The 21,215-nt window shown below is 71.2% G+C and carries 18 protein-coding genes; 9 read left to right on the top strand and 9 right to left on the bottom strand.

The features are described from left to right. Positions 1-2: 2 nt before the first annotated feature. Positions 3-614, bottom strand: coding sequence for a pyridoxamine 5'-phosphate oxidase family protein (locus tag K8556_RS13115; RefSeq protein WP_223740392.1), 612 nt, complete (start codon positions 612-614; stop codon positions 3-5). Positions 615-731: 117 nt separating this feature from the next. Between K8556_RS13115 and K8556_RS13110 the strand changes: the two genes are divergently transcribed. Together K8556_RS13110 and K8556_RS13105 are read left to right on the top strand one after the other, a co-directional pair. Next, positions 732-1,193, top strand: a complete 462-nt coding sequence (locus K8556_RS13110) for a carboxymuconolactone decarboxylase family protein (protein WP_223740391.1) — start codon at positions 732-734, stop codon at positions 1,191-1,193. Then, complete coding sequence (locus K8556_RS13105; RefSeq protein WP_223740390.1) at positions 1,180-2,058, top strand: sigma-70 family RNA polymerase sigma factor; 879 nt, start codon at positions 1,180-1,182, stop codon at positions 2,056-2,058. Before K8556_RS13110 ends, K8556_RS13105 begins: the two co-directional genes overlap by 14 nt. Positions 2,059-2,063: 5 nt before the next feature. Here the strand turns inward: K8556_RS13105 and K8556_RS13100 are convergent, their stop codons facing one another. Next, positions 2,064-2,957, bottom strand: coding sequence for a LysR family transcriptional regulator (locus K8556_RS13100; RefSeq protein ID WP_223740389.1), 894 nt, complete (start codon positions 2,955-2,957; stop codon positions 2,064-2,066). 77 nt (positions 2,958-3,034) lie between these two features. Here K8556_RS13100 and K8556_RS13095 point away from each other — a divergent pair, with 77 nt between their 5' ends. After that, positions 3,035-4,243 (top strand): MFS transporter, encoded by a 1,209-nt coding sequence (locus tag K8556_RS13095; RefSeq protein WP_223740388.1) that lies wholly within the window; start codon positions 3,035-3,037, stop codon positions 4,241-4,243. A 10-nt stretch (positions 4,244-4,253) separates the two neighbouring features. Continuing rightward, on the top strand, positions 4,254-5,216 hold the full coding sequence (locus K8556_RS13090; RefSeq protein WP_223740387.1) for a bifunctional 2-polyprenyl-6-hydroxyphenol methylase/3-demethylubiquinol 3-O-methyltransferase UbiG: 963 nt from the start codon (positions 4,254-4,256) through the stop codon (positions 5,214-5,216). Here K8556_RS13090 and K8556_RS13085 read toward each other — a convergent pair. The 3 genes from K8556_RS13085 to K8556_RS13080 are packed head-to-tail and all read right to left on the bottom strand — an operon-like array spanning position 5,183 to position 6,642. Then, on the bottom strand, positions 5,183-5,701 hold the full coding sequence (locus K8556_RS13085) for a hypothetical protein (protein ID WP_223740386.1): 519 nt from the start codon (positions 5,699-5,701) through the stop codon (positions 5,183-5,185). The genes K8556_RS13090 and K8556_RS13085 overlap by 34 nt on opposite strands. 11 nt (positions 5,702-5,712) lie before the next feature. Continuing rightward, entirely contained in the window at positions 5,713-5,844 is a 132-nt protein-coding gene (locus tag K8556_RS39115; RefSeq protein ID WP_255651627.1) for a hypothetical protein, read from the bottom strand. Between the two features lie 15 nt (positions 5,845-5,859). Further along, a complete protein-coding gene (locus tag K8556_RS13080; protein WP_223740385.1) occupies positions 5,860-6,642 on the bottom strand; it encodes a class I SAM-dependent methyltransferase in 783 nt (260 codons plus the stop codon). Between the two features lie 166 nt (positions 6,643-6,808). Between K8556_RS13080 and K8556_RS13075 the strand changes: the two genes are divergently transcribed. Then, complete coding sequence (locus K8556_RS13075; RefSeq protein WP_223740384.1) at positions 6,809-9,214, top strand: ABC transporter permease; 2,406 nt, start codon at positions 6,809-6,811, stop codon at positions 9,212-9,214. Between the two features lie 154 nt (positions 9,215-9,368). Here the strand turns inward: K8556_RS13075 and K8556_RS13070 are convergent, their stop codons facing one another. From K8556_RS13070 to K8556_RS13055, 4 genes are all read right to left on the bottom strand, one after another. Then, positions 9,369-9,953, bottom strand: coding sequence for a DUF642 domain-containing protein (locus tag K8556_RS13070; protein ID WP_223740383.1), 585 nt, complete (start codon positions 9,951-9,953; stop codon positions 9,369-9,371). 177 nt (positions 9,954-10,130) lie between these two features. Then, positions 10,131-12,374: a hypothetical protein gene (locus K8556_RS13065; protein ID WP_223740382.1), complete on the bottom strand. Its 2,244-nt coding sequence runs from the start codon at positions 12,372-12,374 to the stop codon at positions 10,131-10,133. Positions 12,375-12,416: 42 nt separating this feature from the next. Continuing rightward, positions 12,417-14,594, bottom strand: a complete 2,178-nt coding sequence (locus tag K8556_RS13060; RefSeq protein ID WP_223740381.1) for a putative metal-binding motif-containing protein — start codon at positions 14,592-14,594, stop codon at positions 12,417-12,419. A gap of 78 nt (positions 14,595-14,672) precedes the next feature. Beyond that, positions 14,673-17,078, bottom strand: coding sequence for an endonuclease MutS2 (locus tag K8556_RS13055; protein WP_223740515.1), 2,406 nt, complete (start codon positions 17,076-17,078; stop codon positions 14,673-14,675). Positions 17,079-17,153: 75 nt separating this feature from the next. Between K8556_RS13055 and K8556_RS13050 the strand changes: the two genes are divergently transcribed. From K8556_RS13050 to K8556_RS13035, 4 genes are all read left to right on the top strand, one after another. Continuing rightward, positions 17,154-17,888, top strand: a complete 735-nt coding sequence (locus K8556_RS13050) for a hypothetical protein (protein ID WP_223740380.1) — start codon at positions 17,154-17,156, stop codon at positions 17,886-17,888. Positions 17,889-17,955: 67 nt separating this feature from the next. Next, positions 17,956-19,290, top strand: coding sequence for an adenylate/guanylate cyclase domain-containing protein (locus K8556_RS13045; RefSeq protein ID WP_223740379.1), 1,335 nt, complete (start codon positions 17,956-17,958; stop codon positions 19,288-19,290). Positions 19,291-19,333: 43 nt separating this feature from the next. Continuing rightward, positions 19,334-20,524: a DUF1343 domain-containing protein gene (locus K8556_RS13040; RefSeq protein ID WP_223740378.1), complete on the top strand. Its 1,191-nt coding sequence runs from the start codon at positions 19,334-19,336 to the stop codon at positions 20,522-20,524. Positions 20,525-20,531: 7 nt separating this feature from the next. Continuing rightward, positions 20,532-21,206 carry a hypothetical protein gene (locus tag K8556_RS13035; RefSeq protein ID WP_223740377.1) on the top strand — a complete coding sequence of 225 codons (675 nt, stop codon included), beginning with the start codon at positions 20,532-20,534 and terminating at the stop codon, positions 21,204-21,206. Positions 21,207-21,215 lie beyond the last annotated feature (9 nt).

Genomic DNA, 21,215 nt, shown 5'->3' with positions numbered 1-21,215 from the left:
GCTCAGTACAGCGTCGTCTTCACCCGGGCTGGGAGCTCGCGGTCGTACTCGCCGCCGTCGAAGTCTTCCGGGCTCAGCGCCTGGAGGATGGAGCCGGGGCTCGGGAACTCGGCGCGGATGACGTGCCGGGCCGGGTCCCAGAGCCCGGAGCGGATCAACGCGCGGCTGCACTGGAAGTAGACCGTCTCCACGGTGACGCGCAGCACGGAGCGCGGCAGCTTCCCGTCGTGGGGGAAGCGCTCGAGCATGGACGGCTCGATGACGATGCTCGCCCGGCCGTTGACGCGCAGGGTCTCGTTCACGCCCGGGACGAAGAACAGCAGCGCGACGCGCGGATCCGCCAGGATGTTCCGCAGCGAGTCCATGCGGTTGTTGCCCCGGCGGTCGGGCAGCAGCAGCGTGTGCGCGTCCTCGATGACCACGAACCCGGCGGGGTCTCCGCGCGGCGAGGCATCCAGCCCTTCAGGGCCGGACGTGGCGAGCACCATGAAGGGCGAGCGTTCAATGAAGGGCCGGTACGCCGGGTGGAGGTGGTCCACCTCCTTGAGCACGGACGACTTCCCGGGAACCCCGTACAGGCGTTCGAGCGTCTCCACATCGGTCACGGTCTTCATCCGCGGGCGCCTCCCGGGTCCGTTCTAGGCATTTTAAAGGGCCATGTCACACGCGGCACCGGCTGCGTCGTCCTGGGGATGGAAGGGCACTTCGCCCCCCAGAACGAGGACCTGCACATGAAGACCCGGATGAATGCCTTCGCGGTCGCGCCCGAAGCCGTCAACCTCATGCTCGAGTTCAGCAAGAAGGTGGAGGCCCTGGGGCTGGAGCCCAGCCTGCGCGAGCTGGTCAAGATCCGCGCGTCCCAGCTCAACGGCTGCGCCTTCTGCATCCACATGCACACCCGTGACGCCCGTGCGCAGGGGATGACCGAAGAGCGCATCTACCTGCTGGACGGCTGGCGTGAGTCGCCGCTGTACACCGAGCGCGAGCGGGCGGCCCTGGGCTGGATCGAGGCCCTGACGCTCGTCTCCGAGACGCACGCCCCCGACGAGGACTACGCTGCGCTCACGCCGCACTTCACCGAAGAGGAGATCGTGAAGCTGACCATCATGATTGGTGTCATCAACTCCTGGAACCGGTTCGCCATCGGCTTCCGGGCCCTCCACCCGGTGACCGCTCGCAGTGAAGCCGCCTGAACCGAACCCCGCGGACGTCTTCGACCCGCTCCGCCCCCGGCTGCTCCGCATCGCGTACCGGATGCTGGGCATCGTCGCGGAGGCGGAGGACGTGGTGCAGGAGGCGTACTTGCGTTGGCACCAGACGGACCGCGACGCCGTGCGGGACGCCGAGGCCGTGCTCGTCCGCACGGTGACGCGCCTGTGCCTGGACGTCCTCAAGTCCGCGCGCGTCCGGCGCGAGGAGTACGTGGGGACCTGGCTCCCAGAGCCCATCATCGAGACAGTGGAGGGCGATGACTTGACGCTGACCCTGATGATGGCCCTGGAGCGCCTGTCCCCGCTGGAGCGCGCCGCGTTCCTCCTGCACGACGTGTTCGGCATGGACTTCGAGCAGGTGGCGAAGGCCATCGACCGCGATCCCGCGGCGTGCCGCCAGCTCGCCAGCCGGGCGCGGGCCCACGTGCAGGAGGCCCGGCCCCGCTTCCCCGTGACGGAGGAGAAGGGCCACGAGCTGGCCTCCGCGTTCCACGCCGCGTCCCGGAGCGGCGACACGCAGGCGCTCCAGGCGATGCTGGCCCAGGACGTCATCCTGTACTCCGACGGCGGCGGCAAGGCGAAGGCGGCCCTCAATCCCATCTACGGCCGGGAGAAGCTGGTGCGCTTCTTCGAAGGGCTGCGGCGCATTCCGGCCGTGGGCTCGGCGCAGGTGGTGCACGAGGGCACCATCGATGGACTGCCCGCGTACGTCACGCTGGAGGTGGACGGGACGCTGCAGACCACGGCGCTCGCCATCGAGGACGGCCGCATCGTCGCCCTCTACGTCACGCGCAACCCCGACAAGCTGAAGGGCATCCGGCGGGCGGTGGTGGGGGAGCCGTCGTAGGGCGTTCAGCTCGCGGAGAAGGCGTCGCGCGCGAACTCGACGAACCGGAGCAGGGCCGGGGAGCTCCCGGCCTTGCGCCAGGCGATGGCGGTGTTCGTCACCGGCGCGTCCTCCGGCAGGTCGATGAAGGCCACGCCCGAGTGGTGCTCCGTGTCGGGCGTGTGCGGCATGGGCGCGATGCCGAAGCCCGCGGAGACGAACCAGATCTTCGTCGCCACGTTCTGCGCGTACTGGCGCACCGCCGGTTCGACCCCCGCGTCGCGGAGCCGGTCGAAGAACCCCGCGTAGTAGTCCGGCGGCGCGACGCCGGGCTCCACCAGGACGAGCGGCTCCTCCCGCAGGTCCTTCCACGCCACCGCCTTGCGCTTCGCGAAGGGATGCCGTGAGGGCACCGCCAGCCGGAAGGGCTCCCGCCGGATGAGGTGCGAGACGACGTCCGGAGGCATCCGCTCGCGCGGGCGCAGGATGCCCACGTCCAGCGTGCCCCGCTCCAGCGCCTCCAACTGCCACGCGGACGGATGGTTGCTCAGCTCGATGTGGACCCCGGGCATCTTCTTCTGGAACGCCCGGAGCATCGCCGCGAACCGGGGCGTCGCGAACGACGAGATGAGGCCCAGCACCAGCACGTCCTGTTCGCCCCGGGCCTGCCGCGCCGCGTGCTCCTGGAACCGCTTCGCGCGCTCCAGGAGCTGATGGGCTTCCGGCAGCAACTCACGCCCCAGCTTCGTGAGGCGCACGGCGCGCCCCTCCCGTTCGAAGAGGGGACCGCCCAGCTCCGCTTCGAACTTGCGGATCTGCTGGCTGAGCGGCGGCTGGGCGATGTGCAGCCGCTTCGCGGCGCGGGTGAAGCTGAGCTCCTCCGCGACCGCGACGAAGTACCGCAGGTGGCGCAGCTCCATGGTCCATACGCTCCAGGTCTGGATTCCAGACCCAGGATATATTGGAAGTATGGATGGGGGAGCGCTAGGCATGTCGCATGGAGACCTCCTCCGCCGTGCTCCCCGCCGCCGTGCCCCAGGCCGCGCCGATGGACCGCCGGCTGCTCTGGACGATGACGACGGCGACGGTGCTCGCGGTGGGCAACGTCTATTACAGCCAGCCGCTGCTGGGTGTCATCGCGCGGACCTTCGGCCTGTCCGCCTCCGCCGTGGGCTCCGTGCCGATGATGTCCCAGTTGGGCTACGTGGCGGGGCTGGTGCTCCTGACGCCGCTGGGCGACGTGCTGGAGAAGCGCGGCCTGCTGGTGACGATGCTGGGGCTCGCGGCGGCGGCGCTCTTCGCGGCGGGGCTGGCGCCCACGTTCCCCCTGTTCCTGTTCGCCTGCGTGGCCATCGGGCTGACGTCCGTGCTGGTGCAGATCCTCATCCCGTTCGTCGCGGCGCTCAGCGCTCCCGAGGAGCGGGGGCGGAACCTGGGCGTCGTGCTCAGCGCCGCGCTGGTGGGCGTGCTCATCTCCCGCACGCTCAGCGGTCTGGTGGCGACGCACCTGGGCTGGCGCGGGGTGTACTTCGCGGCCGGCGCGACGATGGTGGGCCTGGCGATGACGCTGCGGCTGGGGCTGCCTCGCTACGAGTCCTCCACGCGGCTGACGTATCCGCGCCTGCTGCAATCGCTGTGGACGCTGCTGCGGGACGTGCCGGGGCTGCGGGCCATCGCGCTCACGGGCGCCCTGATGTACGCGGCGCTCTCCGCGTTCTGGGCGTCCCTGGCGTTCTTCCTGAGCAGTGACGCGTACCACCAGGGCCCGGGCACGGCGGGCATGTTCGGGCTCATCGGGACGGTGGGGGCGCTCGCCGCGAACGTCACGGGGCGGCACGCGCAGCGCATTGGCGCGCGGCGGATCGTCCGGGCGTGCATCGTCACGATGCTGGCGGCCTTCGGCGTGTTCGCCGCGTTCGGCACGCTGTGGGCGGGGCTCATCGCGGGCGTGGTGCTGCTGGACCTGGGGGCGCAGGCCGCCACGGTGTCCAACCAGACGGAGCTGTACCGCCTGCACCCCACCGCGCAGACGCGCCTCAACACGCTCTACAAGATGTTCTACTTCGTGGGCGGGGCCTGCGGCTCCGCGCTCTCCGCCATCGCGTGGGATCACGCGGGCTGGCGGGGCGTGTGCGCGGTGGGCGGCGGGTTCCTGCTCATCGCGTTCGTGTGGGAACAGGTCCAGGCGCGGCGGACTTCTGGGTAGGGTGGGGCGCATGCCGTCGAGCCCCTCCGCCGAAAGCCCACGCCGCTTCCACGCCGAGCCGTTGATCGCCGTCCTGCGCCACCTGGAGGCGCTGGTGTCGTCCGGGCCCGTGTCCATCGACGTGCCGGATCCGGACCTGGGCCCCGGGCGCTATCCCGGGGAGCGCGTGGAGGGCGGGCTCGTGCACCGGCCGCTGCGGAGCTGGTGCGACCTGGCGGAAGGACTGTCGTGCCGTCTGCGCACGCCGCGCACGGTGGACGCGACGCACGTGCGGCTCACGTTCGAGCCGTTGGGTTCGGAGGCTTCGTGGCACGCGGGCGGTGGCGCGCGGACGGAGGCGCCCCAGGAGCGCTATGGCGCCGCGTCCGACTTCGCGCGCGTGCGGAAGTTCGAGGACGCGGGCTTCCTGCTGCCCTGGCTGGAGGCGGTGGGGCGGCTGGCGCTGCCACCGGGTGCGAGGCTCCTGGACCTGGGCGTCAACCGGGGCGATGAGCTGGCGGCGTTCGCGCAGGTGGAGGGCATCCGCTTCGTGGGCGTGGACCACAGCGCGAGCGCCCTGGCGGAGGCACGGGCGGCGTTCCCGGAGCCGCGCCATGTGTTCGTGCAGGCGGACCTGAACGTGTTGCCCTCGGACCTGGGCCGCTTCGACGTGGTGGTGTCGGTGGGCACGTTGCAGAGCCCGGGCGTGGATGACCGGGCGCTCCTGCGCAAGCTGGTGCAGGAGCACCTGGAGCCCGGGGCCTCGCTGGTGCTGGGCTTCCCCAACTCACGCTTCCGGGACGGAGAGGTCGTGTACGGCGCGCGCGTGCGCAACCTGCGCGAGCCGGACCTGTCGCTGCTGGTGAAGGACCTGTCCTTCTACCGCCGCTACCTGCACCAGCACGGCTTCCGCACGTTCCTGGGCGGCAAGTACGACCTGCTGCTCACGGCGGTGAGAGGTCAGGCGTTCGGTTCGGCTGACGAAGACACCTGAGCCTTGGACTTCGCTGTGCGCTCCCGAAGGAGCCAGGCCGTGATGGGAATCACCAGCAGGGAGGCCATCCAGCACACGAAGCCAACGGAGGGGTAGAGCAGTTCGAGGTAGCGATTGCCGCCGCTTTCATCCGCGGGGATGGGTTTCACGTACCAGGTGAGCGTCGACAGGCCGAGGATGCTCGCCGCGCCGCCGACCCAGAGCGCCTTCCGGTCCTCACCGTCCAGGAGCAGGATGGAGGCCAGGAACGCCAGGGGGTTCGCGAACCAGCCGAACTGAAGGATGAACACCCCCAGCCAACCCACGAGCAGCAGCGGCAGGCCCCACATCTGTTCCTCGGCGCGCTTGTTCGTGTTGAACACGGTCATCGCGGGCGTCGCGCAGGCGAGCACGAAGAGCACGGCCGACACACCACAGGCCTTCCAGCGTGCCCGCTGTTGGGATGGGGAGCTGCGGGCAGGATTCGCCGGGCGGGAGGAGTTCATTCGCGCGAATGCTACTTCACCGCCAGCGCACGCTGGAGATCCTCCGGCACCTCCACCTCCTTGGTGAAGCCCAGATAGGTGATGCCGCCGTACCCCTGGTCGTTGGCCACTTCGAGCTTCGCCTTGAACCTGCGCACGGCCATCAGCGCGCCTCCGTCCTACGGCTTGACGAACTTGAACGCGAAGCGATCGCTCGTGCCCCGGCGCTCACCCGCGGCGCCCGGGCTGGAGCTCCAGTCGCGCGTGTCCTCCGGGTTGCGCCAGACCTTGCTCTCCTCCTGGAACTGGAGGCCCGCGGCCTGCACCTCGTCACGCACCAGTTGCTCGTCGATGCGGTGCAGCGTCTGGCCTTCCGTGATGCCCGTGCCCGCCTTCGCGCTGGAGTCGAGGATGACGTACACGCCGCCGGGCTTGAGCGCCTGGAACACCGCCGCGTTCATCTTCGCCCGGTCCACGCCCAGCCAGCCCGTGTCGTGGTAGATGATGTGGCTCACCACCGCGTCCAGCGTGCCGTTCAGCTCGGGCGGGAAGGGCGCGTCCAGCTCGCGGTCCAGGCGCACCACGTTCTGGTTCACCGGCCGCGCCAGCCGCTCCTGCCACGGCTTCTCCGCGAACCGCTCCAGCACGACCTTGGGGTTCTCCGCGTACACCTTGCCCGTGGGCCCCACCGCGCGCGCCAGCAGCTCCGTGGTGTAGCCGCCGCCCGCCATCAGCTCCGCCACGTGCATGCCGGGCTTGACGCCCACGAACTCCAGCAGGGCGGCCGGATGCCGGCCCGCGTCCAGCTTGCGATCCGCCTCCGTGCGGTCCGGCGCGTCCACCAGCGCCTGCGCGGACACGGCCGCCGCCTGCGTCTGGGGGGAGGACGCCGGAGCCGTGGGCGTCGAGTGGGAACAGCCCGCGAGGGCCAGGAACGATGCCGCCATCAGTGCATTGCGCATGGGCGATCCATATCGCCCGCGCTCGCGCATGCCTTCCGAAAAGACGGCCACTGTCCGCTTGCGGGACGCCACGTGCCACGAGCGGACACCGCGCCTCCGCCCCCTCGGGCTCGCCGCGGCCCTACGGCCGTGGCGCTAGAGTTGCAGCCCGCCCCGCTCCGACACCATGTCCCAGCTCCTCCAAGACCTCCGCCTGTCGCTGCGCCGGATGCGCCGCGAGCCCGTGTTCACCACGGTGGTCGTGGCCACGCTCGCGCTCGCCATCGGGGCCACCACCGCGGTCTTCAGCCTCGTGTACCAGGTGCTGCTCAAGCCCCTGCCGTACCCCGAACCCCAGGAGCTGCTGCGCCTCTACCAATCCACGCCGCAGCGTGAGCGGGGCGGGGTGGCGTACGCGTACCTCCAGGCCTGGCGCGAGCGCCCAGGCGCCTTCCAGGCCATCGAGGGCGTCACCGCGATGGACTCCACGCTGACCGGCCCGGGCGCGGCGCAGCGGGTGCGCGCGGGGCTCGCGACCCCGGGCCTGTTGTCCCTGCTGGGCGTGCGGCCCGAGCGGGGACAGGACTTCGGACCGGAGTCCCAGGTGCCCGGGCGCGACCGGAGCGTGCTCGTGTCCCACGAGTTCTGGCGGAGCCACCTCGGTGGACGCGCGGACGTGGTGGGCCAGACGCTCACGCTGGATGGCGTGCCCCACGTCGTCCAGGGCGTGCTGCCCGCTTCATTCCGCTTCTGGCCGGGCGTGGACCTGTGGAAGCCCCTGGCTCCCGCGCCCCCGGGGCAGGCCTCGGAGGAGCTCTACCTGCGTGGCGTGGGCCGGCTGCGGCCGGGTGTCCCGCTGGAGCGCGCCCGCGCGGAGCTGGAGGAGCACTCGCGCGCCTGGGCCGCGACGATGGGCGGGAAGGACGCGGCGCCCGGCGTGCGGCTGGTGCCGTTGCGGGAACAGGTGGTGGAGACCTCGCGCGAACAACTGTGGCTGCTGGCCGGAGTGATGGCGCTGGTGCTGTGCGTGGCGTGCGCCAACGTGGCGAACCTGCTGCTCGCGCGGGCCAGTGCCCGGGAGCGGGAGGTCGCGGTGCGCGCGGCGCTGGGCGCGGACCGGGGACGGCTGGTGCGGCAGTTCCTGGTGGAGAGCGCGGTGCTGGCGCTGACTGGTGGCGCGGTGGGTCTGCTCCTGGCGATGTGGGGCATGGACCTGCTGCGCGTGTTCGTCCCCGGGGAGGTGGTGTCACCGGAGGAACTCGAGCTGGAGCCGCACGTGCTCGCCATCGCGGCGGGCCTGTCCCTGACGACCAGCGTCCTCTTCGGTCTGGCGCCCGCGCTGCGCGCCTCCCGCGCGGAGGCGAAGGGGGCGCTCGGGGGGCTTCGCGGTGGGAGGGGCGCGACCGGGCCGATGCGGGCGCGGGCCGTGCTGGTGGTGGCGCAGGTCGCGCTGGCGCTCGTGCCGCTGGTGGGGGCCGGCCTCATGCTGCGCACACTCCATGCGCTGCACGCCGTGGCGCCGGGCTTCGACCCGCGAGGCGTCAGCGCGATGGACCTGTCCTTCCCCCGCGAGGCCTACGGGCAGGACGACCCCCGACGGCGGCAGGTGAGCGCGGAGCTGCTGGCGCGGGTGCGGGCGTTGCCGTCGGTGCAGTCGGCGGGGCTGGCCAGCACGCTGCCGCTGTGGAGCCGCAACGGCTTCAGCGCGGTGGTGCTGCCCGGTGAAACGGAGCAGGAGGCCCAGGCGCGCGAACCGGTCAACTTCCGCGCGGTGAGTGACGGCTACTTCGCCACGCTGCGCATCCCGCTGAAGGAGGGCCGCGACGTGAGCGCCGCGGATGGCGCGGGCACGGCGCCGGTGATGGTGGTCAACGAGACCTTCGCGCGGCGCTTCCTGTCGAAGGGCTCCGCGCTGGGCCAGCGCGCACGGCTGACGCTCGACGGCGAGCCGTTCCGGGAGGTGGTGGGCGTGGTGGGTGACGTGCACCACGCGAGCCTCGCGGAGGAGCCGCGCGCGGAGGTGTACCTGCCCATGGATCAATTCGAGGGCCTGTTCATGGTCCTCGCCGTGCGCGCGTCCCAGGACTCACGGGCGCTGCTGCCCGCGCTGCGCGAACAGCTTCGCGCGGTGGAGCCAACCCTGCCGCTCGTCCAGGTGCGCGACCTGGAGGCCGTGGTGGAGGAGAGCCTGGGCCGCACGCGGGTGATGAGCGGTCTGCTCACCGCCATGGCGGTGCTCGCGCTCACCCTGGCCGGCGTGGGGCTGTACGGTGTCCTGGCGTACACGGTGAGCCAGCGCACGCGCGAGCTGGGCATCCGCATGGCGCTGGGCGCGACGGACCGGCAGGTGCTGTGGCTGGTCGTGGGGCAGGGGCTGCGGCTGGCGGCGATCGGCGTGGGGGTGGGGCTCGTGGGGGCGGCGGTGCTGGCGCGCGGCCTTTCGGGGATGCTCTACGGCGTGGGCGCGCTGGACGCCCTGACGTTCGGAGGCGTGCCCCTGCTGCTCGGCGCGGTGGCGCTCATGGCAAGCTGGTTGCCCGCACGCCGCGCGCTGCGCGTGACGCCCGCCATCGCGCTCCGGGCGGACGAGTAGGGGCCGACGGACGCAGAGACGGTGCAGGTCCGCCCCGGAGGACACGGTTTGCCCTGCGTGCGCATCCCCTCCAAGTAGCGACAGAAAAGGGCCGCCGCCCCGGGAAGTGGGGAGCGGCGGCCCGGAGCCCGCGGAGATCAGCGGACCGCGTGCATCACGGCCCGTTCACCTGGAGGTTGTCGATGGCGAGGCCACAGCCGACGCCACCGGAGGTGCTGGTGAGCTGGATGCGCGACGTGGTGCTGGTGGCGTTGAACACGTACGTGCGCAGGCCCCAGGACGCGGACGCGTTGGAGAAGCTGGCGCTCGACGGGCCGTAGTTGATGGTGGCCGACCGTGACACCGTGGCGCAGGCGGGGCTGTTGGACACGTAGAAGGTCACCGTGTAGCCGGCGCCGACGACGGTGGGCACGTCCTGGTACAGGGAGCCCGCGCCCAGGCCGTTGAGGTCGATGGTCTGCGCGCCGTTCTGCGGCGTCTTGTACGTGTTCTTCATCACCTTGATGCCCGCGGTGATGGTCCAGCCCGGCAACGCCGTGCTACCGGCGTTGAGGACCACGTAGTTGAAGTTGCCGATGACGTTGTTCTCGAAGCTGCCGTTGGTGGCGACGTTGATGCCCTGCTCGACGTTGCCCAGCTCCGGCTCCTGGCTCACGGCATCCGGGCCCCCACAGCCCATCAGCGCGAAGAAGCCAAAGCCCACCACCGCGCTGCGACGCAGCATCTGCTTGCGATTCATGTGATGTGATTCCCCCTGAGATGTGTTTCGCCCGCGCGTCGTGCGACAGGCGAAACAGACCATACATGTTTTCACATCAGGTGTGTATAACTTCACATGGGAGTTGCTGGGCTGGCTGCTGTCCAGGCGGGTGCGCAGCCACCCGTGGGTGCGGAGTGGATCACGGCTCCGCGTGCGTCAGAGAGGAATGCAGCCTCCTGTCGAGGCGGGGCTGATCACATAACCGGGCGCCTGGGTGCAGCTCTTGACGCTGCGCAGATAGATGGAGCCCGCGGCGCCGCCGCCACCGCCGCCACCGCCATCACCCAACACGGCCGTGGTTCCGGGACTGCCAACGGAGGGGAGGCTCGAGGTGCCACCCGAGCCACCGTTGCCACCCGTGATGGCAGACCCCGTGCCGCCGGTGGCGCTGCTGTCGCTGTCCTCGCTACCGTTCGCGCCGTTCTCCCCGGGATTCGCGGCGAGGCTTCCCGCGCCAGCACCCTCTCCACCGCCACCGCCATTGGCGGTGAGTCGCGCGGTGGACGTCAGGTTCACCTGGAAGGCCTCCAGCACGATGCGGCCTCCGCTCCCGCCGCCGCCACCGCCCGCCGACTGGGCGGGGGATGCGCTCGCCTTGCCGCCCAGACCCCCGCCGCCGCTCACGGAGAGCGTCTTCGCGACGGTCAGGGTCCTGGCGACCGAAATCTGGAAGGCGCCACCCCCGGCGCCACCCAGGCCACCGGCCGCGGTGCCCGAGCCTCCGCCAGGGCCCCCCGCGCATCCACCGAGGAGCGGGGTGAAGACCTGGGATTGCTGCAGGCCGCCTTCGCCCCGCGAGTTGCTGGCGTTGAAGCCATCTCCGCCATTCGCTCCCGCCGTCGCACCGCCAGCACCACCCCCACCGCCGCCCTGGCCCCCGGTGAACGTCCCGGCCGTGCCCTGGGATGACAAGCACTGCTGGTTGCCGCCGGCACCAGGGACCGGTTCGCCATTCACGATGCGCCCGCTGGCCAGGATGTCGTGGTTCAGCGTCGCATCCCCGTACACCGCGAGGATGACCGGACGGCTGCCCACGATGCGCAGCTCGCCGCCCAGGGCCAGGGTCCGCACCGGGATGAGCAGGATGTCGGGGGCTCCTCCGCCCTGGGGCACGGTCTTGAGGGTGAGCTGACCGGTATCGGGGCCAGCGTTCGAGGGCGTCCAGGACTGGGCGTCCGAGTCGAAGACCACCGCGCCGGTGGTCTTCAGTTCGCCAAGCTCACCGCCAGTAATGCCGTTCGGATCGAAGTTGCTGGGCGTGTATGGGAACGCGACGCACTGGCCCGTCACGGTGCACACGCGCGGCGTTCCGGACTCGTCCAGGCTGCAGGGCTGGTTGAGCTGGTCCGGGTCCGCCGAATAGATGCAGGAGTTGTTCGCCGTGCAGCCCGCGGCGGCCTTGCACTCGATGGGAGGGCACGGCGTGTCCACGCCGATGCACGCGCCATTGCCATTGCAGAAGCCCGGCTCATGGCAGACGTTGCCGTCCTCGCAGGACGTGGTGACCGGCTTGGGGTCGTACACGCAGATGCCGTTGGTCGGGTTGCAGGTGCCCGTGGACTCCTGACACTGGGGGCTCGTCGGCGTGGTGCACGTCTTCAGGGTCCCCACGCACTGCTTGTCGGCCGTACAGCGGCCATCGGTCATGCACGGGTTCCCGGGGTCGCAGACCGCGCCGACCTGCACGTTCCCGTCAACGCACTGGCCCGTGGCGGCCTCGCACGTCACCGTCGGCTGACATTGGCCCACGGGCTGCGTGCACTTGGGCGTGCCGCCTCCGCACTGCGCGGACGCCCCCACGCCGATGCACCGCTTGCCCGTGTTGCACAGGTCCCCGTCCGTGCACGTCTTCTCCGTGCAGTCCGAATCCGCGCACGCGAACTTCCCATCACAGTCGTAGTCGATGGTCGTGTCGCACTTCTCCACGGCGCCTGGACGGACGTCACCCTTCGTTTCGTCGCAGTCGGAGACGCCCGCCCACTCGATGCCGGAGGGCGAGCCGTCGCCGTCGGCGTCCACTGCCTTCAGCTCCACGTCGAAGCGCGTGTACTCCTTGGGGACGAGCGTGAGCGCGGCGTTCGTGAACCGCTCCACCGCCTCACCCGAGCACCGGTCGCCGTCAGCCTCCGCGTACGACGACACCGTGAGCTCCAGCGTCGCGTCCCAGTCCGCCTTGCGGCGCACCGCGACCAGGACCTCGTTCTTCTCCGCGTTCTTGAACTGGCCGGAGAGGATGTCCGTGGCGTCCTGGTGCCCCCGGGCGTCCTTTGCCTCCACGCGCACGCACGCGGGCTTGAAGGTGCCGTATTTCACGGACACGCGGATGGCGCCTTCGTCGGGAGCCTTCTCCCCACAGGCGGCCAGGAACACCACACATCCCAGCAGGCAGAGCCGATTCATGGCGCCGCACTGTAGCCAACACTTCCCGGGATTGGGGAGAGGTCAGGGCTGCGTGCAAGGGGTTGTGGCTGGGGGACTGAGGACATGTCCGACCGCCAGCGCGCAGGGTTGGACGCTGCGCAGGTGGATGTAGCCGACGCTGCCGCCCCCGCCACCGCCAGACCCCTCGGTGCCGAAGCCGTCCCGGGTTCCATCCGTGCCCCTGACGGGGGGCGTCATCCCAGCGCCGCCGGCACCGCCAGCACCTCCGGTGGCGTTGTTGCCGGTGCCACCCGTGGCGGGGGCCCCTGAGGACTGATTGCCGTTGGCTCCAGCGCTCCCGGCATTGCTGGTGGTCGTTCCGCCCTCGGCGCCACCGCCTCCATTGGCGGTGATGCGAGCGGCGGCGGTGAGATTCAGTTGAAAGGCTTCCAACACTACCTGGCCGCCGCTGCCACCACCGCCGCCGCCCCCCGTGGTGCCGCCGGCTCCGCCATTCCCGCTCGTGGAGAGGTTCTTATCGAGGGTCAGGGTTTGTGCGACGGAGAGCTGGATGGCGCCTCCGCCCGCTCCGCCCCTGCCGCCGGACGCGCCCGCACCTCCGTTTCCACCCGGGCAGCCACCCAGGAGCGGTTCGGGCCCGGTGGCGCGGTTGATGCCCGCGGCGCCACGGTTCTGGGCGTTGTAGGCGTTGCCCCCGTCCGCGCCGGGGGTGCCGTTGCCGCCACCGCCGCCGCCACCGCCCGTGCTTCCGGAAGCGGTGCCCGCGCCGCCCTGGGACGTACCGCACGCGGCGTTGGGGGTGTCGATGGTGCCTGTGGCGAGGATCGACTGGGACACGGTCGCCGAGCCGTAGACCGCGAAGATGACGGGGTTGGGACCGGTGATGGTGAGGGTTCCGTTCAGCGCCAGGGCCGACACCGGGATGAGCACGGCCTGCGGGTTTCCGGCGCCCTGATCAAGCAGCACGTACTTGATCGAGTCCCGGGTCGGGACCTGGCCCGGCGGAGACCAGGTCCGGCTGGTGGTGTCGAACGTCACGCTCCCCGAGGTCCGCAGCTCCCCGATGTCCGCCGCCGCGATCGAATTCGGGTCGAAGTTGGAGGGCCGGTAGGGGAAGGGGCTGCACTCGGCCGTGGCGGAGCACACGCCAGGGACACCACCGGACGTGGTGCACGTGCCGTTGAGGTCGACCTCGTACTCGCACTCGGTGTTCGCCGTGCACTGCTGCTTGACGCGGTAGCACGGCGGCGGCGTGCAGGTCGTGGGCGTGCCCACGCAGTTCCCGTTCCCATCGCAGCGGTCCGGCGTGGTGCACGCGACCGGGTCCTGACAGGCGGTCGTGGCCGGGAGCGGCGTGAAGACGCATTGGCCGTTGGCCGGGTTGCACGTCCCGGAACGGGACAGGCACTGCTCGGAGGTGGTGCACGTCCGCGCGGTGCCGCCGCACTTCCCATCGGCCCCGCACTGGTCCCCATCCGTGCACGCGTTCCCGTCGTTGCAGCTCTTGCCGACGGTGGACTCCGCGGCCTCACACAGCCCGGAGGCGGGGTTGCACGCCAGACGCGCGTCGCAGACGCCCGTGGGCTGGGTGCACGTCGTCGTCTGCGTGGGCACGCACTTCGCCTCCAGGCCCGAGCCTTCGCAGCGGTCCCCCGTCGTGCAGGCATTGCCGTCGTCACACGGGTTGCCCCAGCAGTTCTCCTCCTGGCAGCCCGTCCGCTCGTTGCAGTTGAGGTCCACGGTGGAGCCACAGGTCTCCACGGCGCCCGGGTGCCTGGCCGGGTTCGAGTCATCACAGTCCGCGGGCTCGCTCCACATGGCGCCCGCCAGATGACCGTCACCATCCGCGTCCGTCGCCTTCAACGTCACGTCGAAGTTCGTGAACTTCCTGGCGACGATGGTGAGGGGGCCGTTGCTCGAGTGCTGCTCCACGAAGGGGCCGTCACAACCGGTGGCGGTCGCGGAGGCGTACGAAGACGCCGTCACGCTCAGCGCCATGTCCCAGTCCGCCTTGCGGCGCACCGCGACCAGGACCTCGTTCTTCTCCGCGTTCTTGAACTGGCTGGAGGGGATGTCGGTGGCGCCCTGGTGCCCGCTCGCGTCCTTCGCCTCCACGCGCACGCACGCGGGCTTGAAGGAGCCGTACTTCACGGACACGCGGATGGCGCCCTCGTCGGGGGCCTTCTCCCCGCACGCGGCCAGGAACACCACACATCCCAACAGACAGAGCCGATACATGGCGCTGCACTGTAGCCAACACTTCCCCGGGCAGGGGAGCGGGGCCAGCAGGACCCCGCCCCCTGGTTACACGGTGTCTCAGCCGCGCAGGGACACCACGGTGACGCCGTCTCCGCCCTCGTGGCTCTCCCCGGGGCGGAACATGCGGATGTACGGCGAGGCGGCCAGGTGGTCGCGGATGGCTTGCTTCAGCGCTCCGGTGCCGTGGCCGTGGATGATGAGCGCGGCCTCCTCACCCTTGCGCAGGCCCTGGTCCAGGAACGTCTCCAGCTCCGCCAGCGCGTCGTCGGCGCGCATGCCGCGCACGTCGCAGCGGAAGTTCGTGGCCTCCACCTGCGACGGCGCCGCGGACGCCGCGCGCTTCAGGGCCGCTTCGCCCTTGCGCTGCTCCGGGAACTTCGCCTGCTGCGGCTTCTTGCTGCGTGAGCCGGACAGCTCCGTGGTGGGCACCCGCATCTTCAGCGCGCCGCCCGCGGACACCACCGCCTGGCCTTCCGTCAGCTCCAGGATCTCCACGTCCCGGCCCAGGCCGGAGTGGTGCACCCACGCGCCCACCTTGAGGTTCGCGGGCCCCGGGGCCTCCACCTGGAACAGCTCCGCCTTGGCCGCCGCCGCGCGCTTCTGCGCCTCCTCCGCGCGCTGCTGCAACTGCAGGCGCGCCTCCGAGAGCGCCTTCTCGTTCTGCTCCGAGCGCAGCTTCACCAGCAGGTCGCGGACCTCCTGGGCGGCGTGCTCGCTGGCCGCGTGCACGTCCTCGTTGAACTGCATCATCCGGCCCTTGCGCTCGCGCTCGAAGGCGACCTTCTGCTTCTCCAGGTCCGCGCGGAGCGCCTCCGCCTCCTTCGCGGCGATGCGCGCCTTCTCCAGCTCCTCGGAGAGCTTGCGCCGCTCGTCCTCCGCCGCCGCCAGCGCCTTGGTGAGCGGGCCGCCCGCGTTGAGCGACAGCTCCCGCGCGCGCTCGCACACGGAGGCCGGCAGGCCCACCCGCGCCGCCACGTCGATGGCGGACGACTGGCCGGACGCGCCCATCTGCAACCGGAACGTGGGCGCCATTCGCTTGGAGTCGAAGCCCACGCGCGCGTTGAGGAAGCGCGGATCCATGTGCGCCAGTGCCTTGAGCTCCTCCAGGTGCGTCGTCACCAGGACGTACGCGCCCTTGCCGAGCAGCTCCTCCAGCACCGCGATGGCGATGGCCGCGCCCTCGCGAGGATCCGTGTCCGAGGCGATCTCGTCGATGAGCACCAGCGAGTCCGTCACCACCGCCGCCAGGATGTCGCGCAGCAGGGTGACGTGGCCGCTGAACGACGACAGGCCCTGGGACAGGTCCTGCGTGTCACCCACGGTGGAGTGCACGGAGCGGTACAGCGGCATCCGCGACCCTTCGCCCACCGGGATGGGCAGGCCCGCGCGCAGCATCAGCGCGCACAGCCCCACGCCCGTCAGCGTCACCGTCTTGCCGCCCGCGTTGGGGCCGGACACCACCAGCGCCCGGGCGCTCTCCGTGAGCGTCACGTCGTTGGACACCACCTCCGTGCCCTTGAGCACCAGGCGCGGGTGGCGCAGCGCGCGCAACTGCAGCTCCTTCACGCCCTCGAAGGTCGGCGTCGTGGCGTCCAGGTCCGAGGACAGGGTGGCGATGGCCTCCACCTCGTCCAGCTCCGCCACCGCCTCCAGGCCCTCCAGCATGCGCGCGGACTCGCGGCCCACCAGCCTGCTCAGCTCCTGGAGGACCTTCAGCTCCTCCTCCGCGACCTCCGACTGCGCGATGGCTAGGTCGTTGCCCAGGCCCACCATCGCCTGCGGCTCCATGAAGAGCGTCTGCCCCGTCTGGCTGGCGTTGTGGACGATGCCGTCCACCTCCGCGCGGTAGTTCGACACCACCGGCACCACGTACCGCCCGTTGCGCAGCGTGTAGTAGTTCTCGCGCAGCTTGGCGGTGAACGTCAGGTCGTGGAGCATCTCGTCCAGGCGCGACTTGATCCGCCGGTGCAGGCCGCGGGCGCGGTCCCGCGCCTCCCTCAGCTCCGGGCTGGCGCGGTCGGAGAGGGTTCCGTCCGGTTCGAAACACTGATCCAAACGGCGCGCCATGGCCTCCAGGAAGGGCAGGCGCTTGGAGATCTCCGCCAGCCGGGGGACGCGCTCCTTGCGCTCATCGAGGGCCTCGCGGGTGCGGGCGAAGGCGAAGAGCAACTGGGCCGCGTCGATGAGCTGGCGGGGCTCCAGCACGCCGCCCTTCTCCGCGTGGCCCACCGCGGTGCGCAGGTCCGTCACGCCGCCCAGGGGCAGGGAGAACTGCTGCTGGGAGAGGAAGCGGGCCTCGTCGACGAGCGCCAGCGCCTCGGCCACTTCGGACTCGGTGTCCAGGAATGGACGGGCCAGCACCCGCTCCCTCCCTGGCTCGGTGCGGCAGCGCTGCGTCAGCGCGCGGAGCACTTCCGAGAAACCAAGGTCTTCCAATGTCCTTTGGGAAATCTGCACGGTCATGGGTTTCATGCGAGGCCGGGTGTCCGTCAAGGGGAAGTATTGAGGTGGCCCACCGGGACCTGCTATCTGCCAACCATGATGTGGGTTCTCGTGGCGGCGCTGCTGGCGGGCGCGTCCGACGCACCGGCCTCTCCGGTCCTGACGGCGCAAGCGGCCCCGGCCCCCAGTCCGCTGGCGGACGCGCTGGCGTTGGAGGCCTCGGGCAACGACGCGGGAGCCCTCGTCGCCCTGGAGCGGCTGATCACCCATCAGCCCCGCTGGGAGCTGCCCCGGCTGGAGGCCGCGCGCCTGCTCCTCAAGGGAGGCAGCGCCCCGGAGCTGGAGCGCGCCCGGGTCCACCTGGCTACGGCCGGGCGCGAGGCCCCGGACAACCCCCGCGTGTACTTCCTCCAGGGGCAGCTTTTGGAGGAGCAGGGCGCCACCTTCGACTCCATCCGCGCCTACGAGAAGGCCGTGTCCCTGCGCCCGTCCTATGACGACGCGCGCTTCCGGCTGGCGGGGCTCTGGGCGCAGGCGGGGGACTGGCTCAAGGCGGAGCTGCACTACCGGCCCCTGTCCAAGTCCCGGCCCGCGTGGGTGCAGGTGCGCATGCAACTGGCGGCGGTGCTGGAGAAGCAGGGCCGCGCGCTGGACGCGGAGCGGGAGTTCCTGGCCGCGCGCGACGCCCAGCCGGACAACCCGGGTGTCCTGCGGACCCTGGCGGCGTTCTACGAGCGGACGGACAGGCCCCAGCTCGCAGCGAAGGTGAGGGCGCAGCTCACGGCGCCGCCCAAGCGCAACATGCGGGTCCTCAAACCTTCGAAGCGCTGACAGCGGGCGGCGGGGCGCGGTCCGTGGCGATTGCTTCGCGCGACGCGCTGCATACACTGCCCCCGCTTTGAAGACCGCCAACCTCGCCATCGTCTTCACCGACATCAAGGGCTTCACCGAACGCACCAGTCGGCAGACGCTGGAGGAGAACCAGCGGCTGCTCCAGGTGCATGAGGCGTTGCTCGCGCCGCTGTTCAAGGCGTTCGGTGGACGCATCATCAAATCCATCGGCGACGCGTTCCTCGTCACCTTCGAGTCGCCCACCCAGGCGGTGCTGAGCGGCATCGCCATCCAGGACCGGCTCTGGCACCACAACCGGCAGCTCCTGGAGGATGAGCAGATCCACGTGCGCGTCGCCGTGAACGTGGGCGAGGTGCGGGTGGAGGCCAACGACATCTTCGGCGAGCCGGTGAACATCGCCGCCCGCGTGGAGGGCATCACGGAGGCGGACGAGGTCTTCTTCACGGAGGCCGTCTACCTCTCCATGAACAAGGCGGAGGTGCCGTCGCAGGAGGTGGGCGCGTTCGAGCTGAAGGGCATCCCCGGGAAGATCCGCGTCTTCCGCGTGCCGCGCGCGCCCTACCGGGTCCTGGCGCCCACGCCGGACGCGGTGCTGCCCTCGCCGGAGGAGGCGGACTCGCTGCCGCCCTTCGGCAACCTGGCCCTGGCGCGCGTGGAGTCGAGCCTGGACCTGGGCCAGCGCGCGGCGGCGGGCGCGGCGGCGGTGGGGCAGGGCGCGGTGGCGGTGGGCCAGCGCGCGGCGGCGGGCGCGGTGCTGGTGGGGCAGCGGGCCACGGTGCTGGGCAAGCAGGCGCGCACCGCGACGGACGCGCTCTGGGCGCGCACGTACGCGAAGCTGCCGCCCGCCATCACCACGAAGGTGTCGTCCACCGCGGCCGGCTGGGGCGTGTGCGCGGTGCTGCTGGCGGTGGTCCTGCTGGGTGGGTGGCTGCTCGTCAACAGTGGCGGCCCCGCGATGCGGGCCATCCGCGACGTGGAGGGCGCCACCGGCGCGGAGAAGGTCACGCGCGTGAACGAGGCGAAGCGGCTCATCCGGCAGGAGGACGCGGACCAGCGCAACTACCTGAACGGGCGGCTGGAGGAGGCACAGGGCAACATGGGCGCCGCGGTGGTCCATTACGCGCTGGCGGTGCGCAAGGACGCCAACGGCCGCGCGGAGTCCCGGCTCATCTCGCTCCTGAAGCACGAGCAGTGCGCGGTGCGCACCGGCGCGGTGGAGGCCTTGGCCAGCCTGCGCCTGGAGTCCGCGCGCGGGGCCCTGGAGTCGCTGGCCGACGACGGCGGCCCGAACGACGGGGAGTCCGGAGGCTTCCTGGGCCTGGGCACCTGTGACTCGAAGAAGGCCGCGCAGAGCGCGCTCAAGCGCCTGGCGGCGGACTGACCCTTCCCAGCCCGCGCCACGGCGCGGGACGAGGCGACCGAACGTGACGAAGGTGAAGACGGGACTGGATGTGTGGGCGGCGCAGGGGTTCAGCGCGCTCAAGGGCAAGCGCGTGGGCGCCATCGTCAACCCCACGAGCGTGGACTCGCGCTTCCGCCACCTGGCGGACCTGCTGGCCGGCACGGACGGCGTGACGCTGGCGGCGCTCTTCGGGCCGGAGCACGGCGTCCGCGGCGAGGCCCAGTACATGGTGGCCGTGGACGAGGCGCGCGACCGCAAGACGGGCGTCCCGGTGCACAGCCTCTACGGCTCCACCTTCGAGTCGCTCTCCCCGCGCCAGGAGTGGCTGAAGGGGCTGGACGCGCTGGTGTTCGACATCCAGGACGTGGGCAGCCGCTACTACACCTACGTCTACACCATGGCCCTGGCCATGAAGGCCGCGGTCCAGGCCCGCGTGCCCTTCTACGTCCTGGACCGGCCCAACCCGCTGGATGGGGTGACGCTGGAGGGCAACCTCGTGGGTGAGAAGTTCCGCTCCTTCGTGGGGCTGTACGCGCTGCCCAACCGCCACGGCATGACGGCGGGGGAGCTGGCGCGGCTGTTCAACTCGCAGGAGGGCTTCGGCTGCGACCTCACGGTGGTGCCGTGCGAGGGCTGGACGCGCGACATGGCCTGGAGCGACACGGGCCTGCCGTTCATCCCGCCGTCGCCCAACATGCCCACCGCGGACACGGCGCTGGTGTACCCGGGCATGTGCCAGCTCGAGGGCACCAACGTGTCCGAGGGCCGCGGCACCTGCCGGCCCTTCGAGCAGTTCGGCGCGCCGTGGGTGGACACGGACCGGTTGATGGCGCGGTTGGACCAGGAGCGGCTGCCGGGCGTGGCCTTCCGTCCGGTGGGCTTCACCCCCACGTTCGACAAGTACCAGGGCCAGTCGTGCAGCGGGGCGTTCATCCACGTCACGGACCGCAAGGTGTTCCAGCCGCTGCGCACGGGCATCGCCATCACCCAGGCGCTGCACGACATCGGCCCGGGCCACTTCGACTGGCGGGCGGACGCGTACGAGTTCGTGGACGACGTGCCCGCGTTCGACCTGCTGTGCGGCACCGACCAGGTGCGTCGCGGCATCGAGGAGGGGTGGCCCCTGGACCGGATGCTGGAGGGCTTCGAGGCGCAGACGGAGGCCTTCCGCAAGCGCCGCGAGCCCGCCCTGCTGTACGCTTCCGCGCGGTGACCTGCCCGTGATTGGCGTCTTCTCCGATACGCATGGCGACCTGGATGCCTTCGACGCGGCCTATGAGCTGCTGCGCGCGAAGGGCGCCCGGCGCTTCCTCTTCACCGGCGCGCGCTACACGGACCTGGATGAGTGGGTGCTGTGGCGCCGCAAGAAGAGCCGGGGCGGGCGCGAATACTCGGACGCGGACTTCCTGGCGGACGTGACGCAGTGGCTGGTGGCGCCGCAGGACGGCCTGGCGCGCACGCCCGCGTCCCGCGAGGCCCCCGCGGACCTGGCGTCCGAGGACGACCGGCGGCTGGTGATGGAGCGCTTCGTGCGCGTGCCGGAGCGCGACTCGCTGGCGTACCGGGACCCGGGCGTGGCCAACAAGGCCATGGACCTGGTGGGGGACACGCTCTGCTGCGTGGTGCACGACAAGAACGACCTGGTGCGGGACGACCTGCTCAACGCGCAGGTGTTCATCCACGGCAAGGAGTCCGAGCCGGCGGTGGTGCAGATCGGCCCGCGCTACTTCGTGACGCCGGGCCGGCTGGTGGGGGCCGCGGAGCAGACGTGCGGCCTGCTGGAGCGGGCGGAGCGCAACCTGAGCTTCTCCGCGTTCCGGTTGGATGGGCACCTGGTGCTGCCGCCCCGGGTGCTGCAGGTCGATTCGCGCTCGACGAAGCTCACCGTCAAATAAGAGGCCCGC

Origin of the sequence: Corallococcus sp. AS-1-12, assembly GCF_020036995.1 — a bacterium.
In the GTDB taxonomy this organism is placed as follows: domain Bacteria; phylum Myxococcota; class Myxococcia; order Myxococcales; family Myxococcaceae; genus Corallococcus.
Note: the sequence above shows the minus strand (reverse complement) of the source record. Positions and strands in the feature narration are given on the sequence as shown.

Bases quoted from the DNA above. Each gene is read 5' to 3' on its own strand.
- K8556_RS13050 (WP_223740380.1), top strand. From the start codon at position 17,154: ATGATGTGGGTTCTCGTGGCGGCGCTGCTGGCGGGCGCGTCCGACGCA.
- K8556_RS13080 (WP_223740385.1), bottom strand. From the start codon at position 6,642: ATGCGCAATGCACTGATGGCGGCATCGTTCCTGGCCCTCGCGGGCTGT.
- K8556_RS13075 (WP_223740384.1), top strand. From the start codon at position 6,809: ATGTCCCAGCTCCTCCAAGACCTCCGCCTGTCGCTGCGCCGGATGCGC.
- K8556_RS13100 (WP_223740389.1), bottom strand. From the start codon at position 2,957: ATGGAGCTGCGCCACCTGCGGTACTTCGTCGCGGTCGCGGAGGAGCTC.
- K8556_RS13055 (WP_223740515.1), bottom strand. From the start codon at position 17,078: ATGACCGTGCAGATTTCCCAAAGGACATTGGAAGACCTTGGTTTCTCG.
- K8556_RS13085 (WP_223740386.1), bottom strand. From the start codon at position 5,701: ATGAACTCCTCCCGCCCGGCGAATCCTGCCCGCAGCTCCCCATCCCAA.
- K8556_RS13060 (WP_223740381.1), bottom strand. From the start codon at position 14,594: ATGTATCGGCTCTGTCTGTTGGGATGTGTGGTGTTCCTGGCCGCGTGC.
- K8556_RS13070 (WP_223740383.1), bottom strand. From the start codon at position 9,953: ATGAATCGCAAGCAGATGCTGCGTCGCAGCGCGGTGGTGGGCTTTGGC.
- K8556_RS13110 (WP_223740391.1), top strand. From the start codon at position 732: ATGAAGACCCGGATGAATGCCTTCGCGGTCGCGCCCGAAGCCGTCAAC.
- K8556_RS13115 (WP_223740392.1), bottom strand. From the start codon at position 614: ATGAAGACCGTGACCGATGTGGAGACGCTCGAACGCCTGTACGGGGTT.
- K8556_RS13095 (WP_223740388.1), top strand. From the start codon at position 3,035: ATGGAGACCTCCTCCGCCGTGCTCCCCGCCGCCGTGCCCCAGGCCGCG.
- K8556_RS39115 (WP_255651627.1), bottom strand. From the start codon at position 5,844: ATGGCCGTGCGCAGGTTCAAGGCGAAGCTCGAAGTGGCCAACGACCAG.
- K8556_RS13090 (WP_223740387.1), top strand. From the start codon at position 4,254: ATGCCGTCGAGCCCCTCCGCCGAAAGCCCACGCCGCTTCCACGCCGAG.
- K8556_RS13065 (WP_223740382.1), bottom strand. From the start codon at position 12,374: ATGAATCGGCTCTGCCTGCTGGGATGTGTGGTGTTCCTGGCCGCCTGT.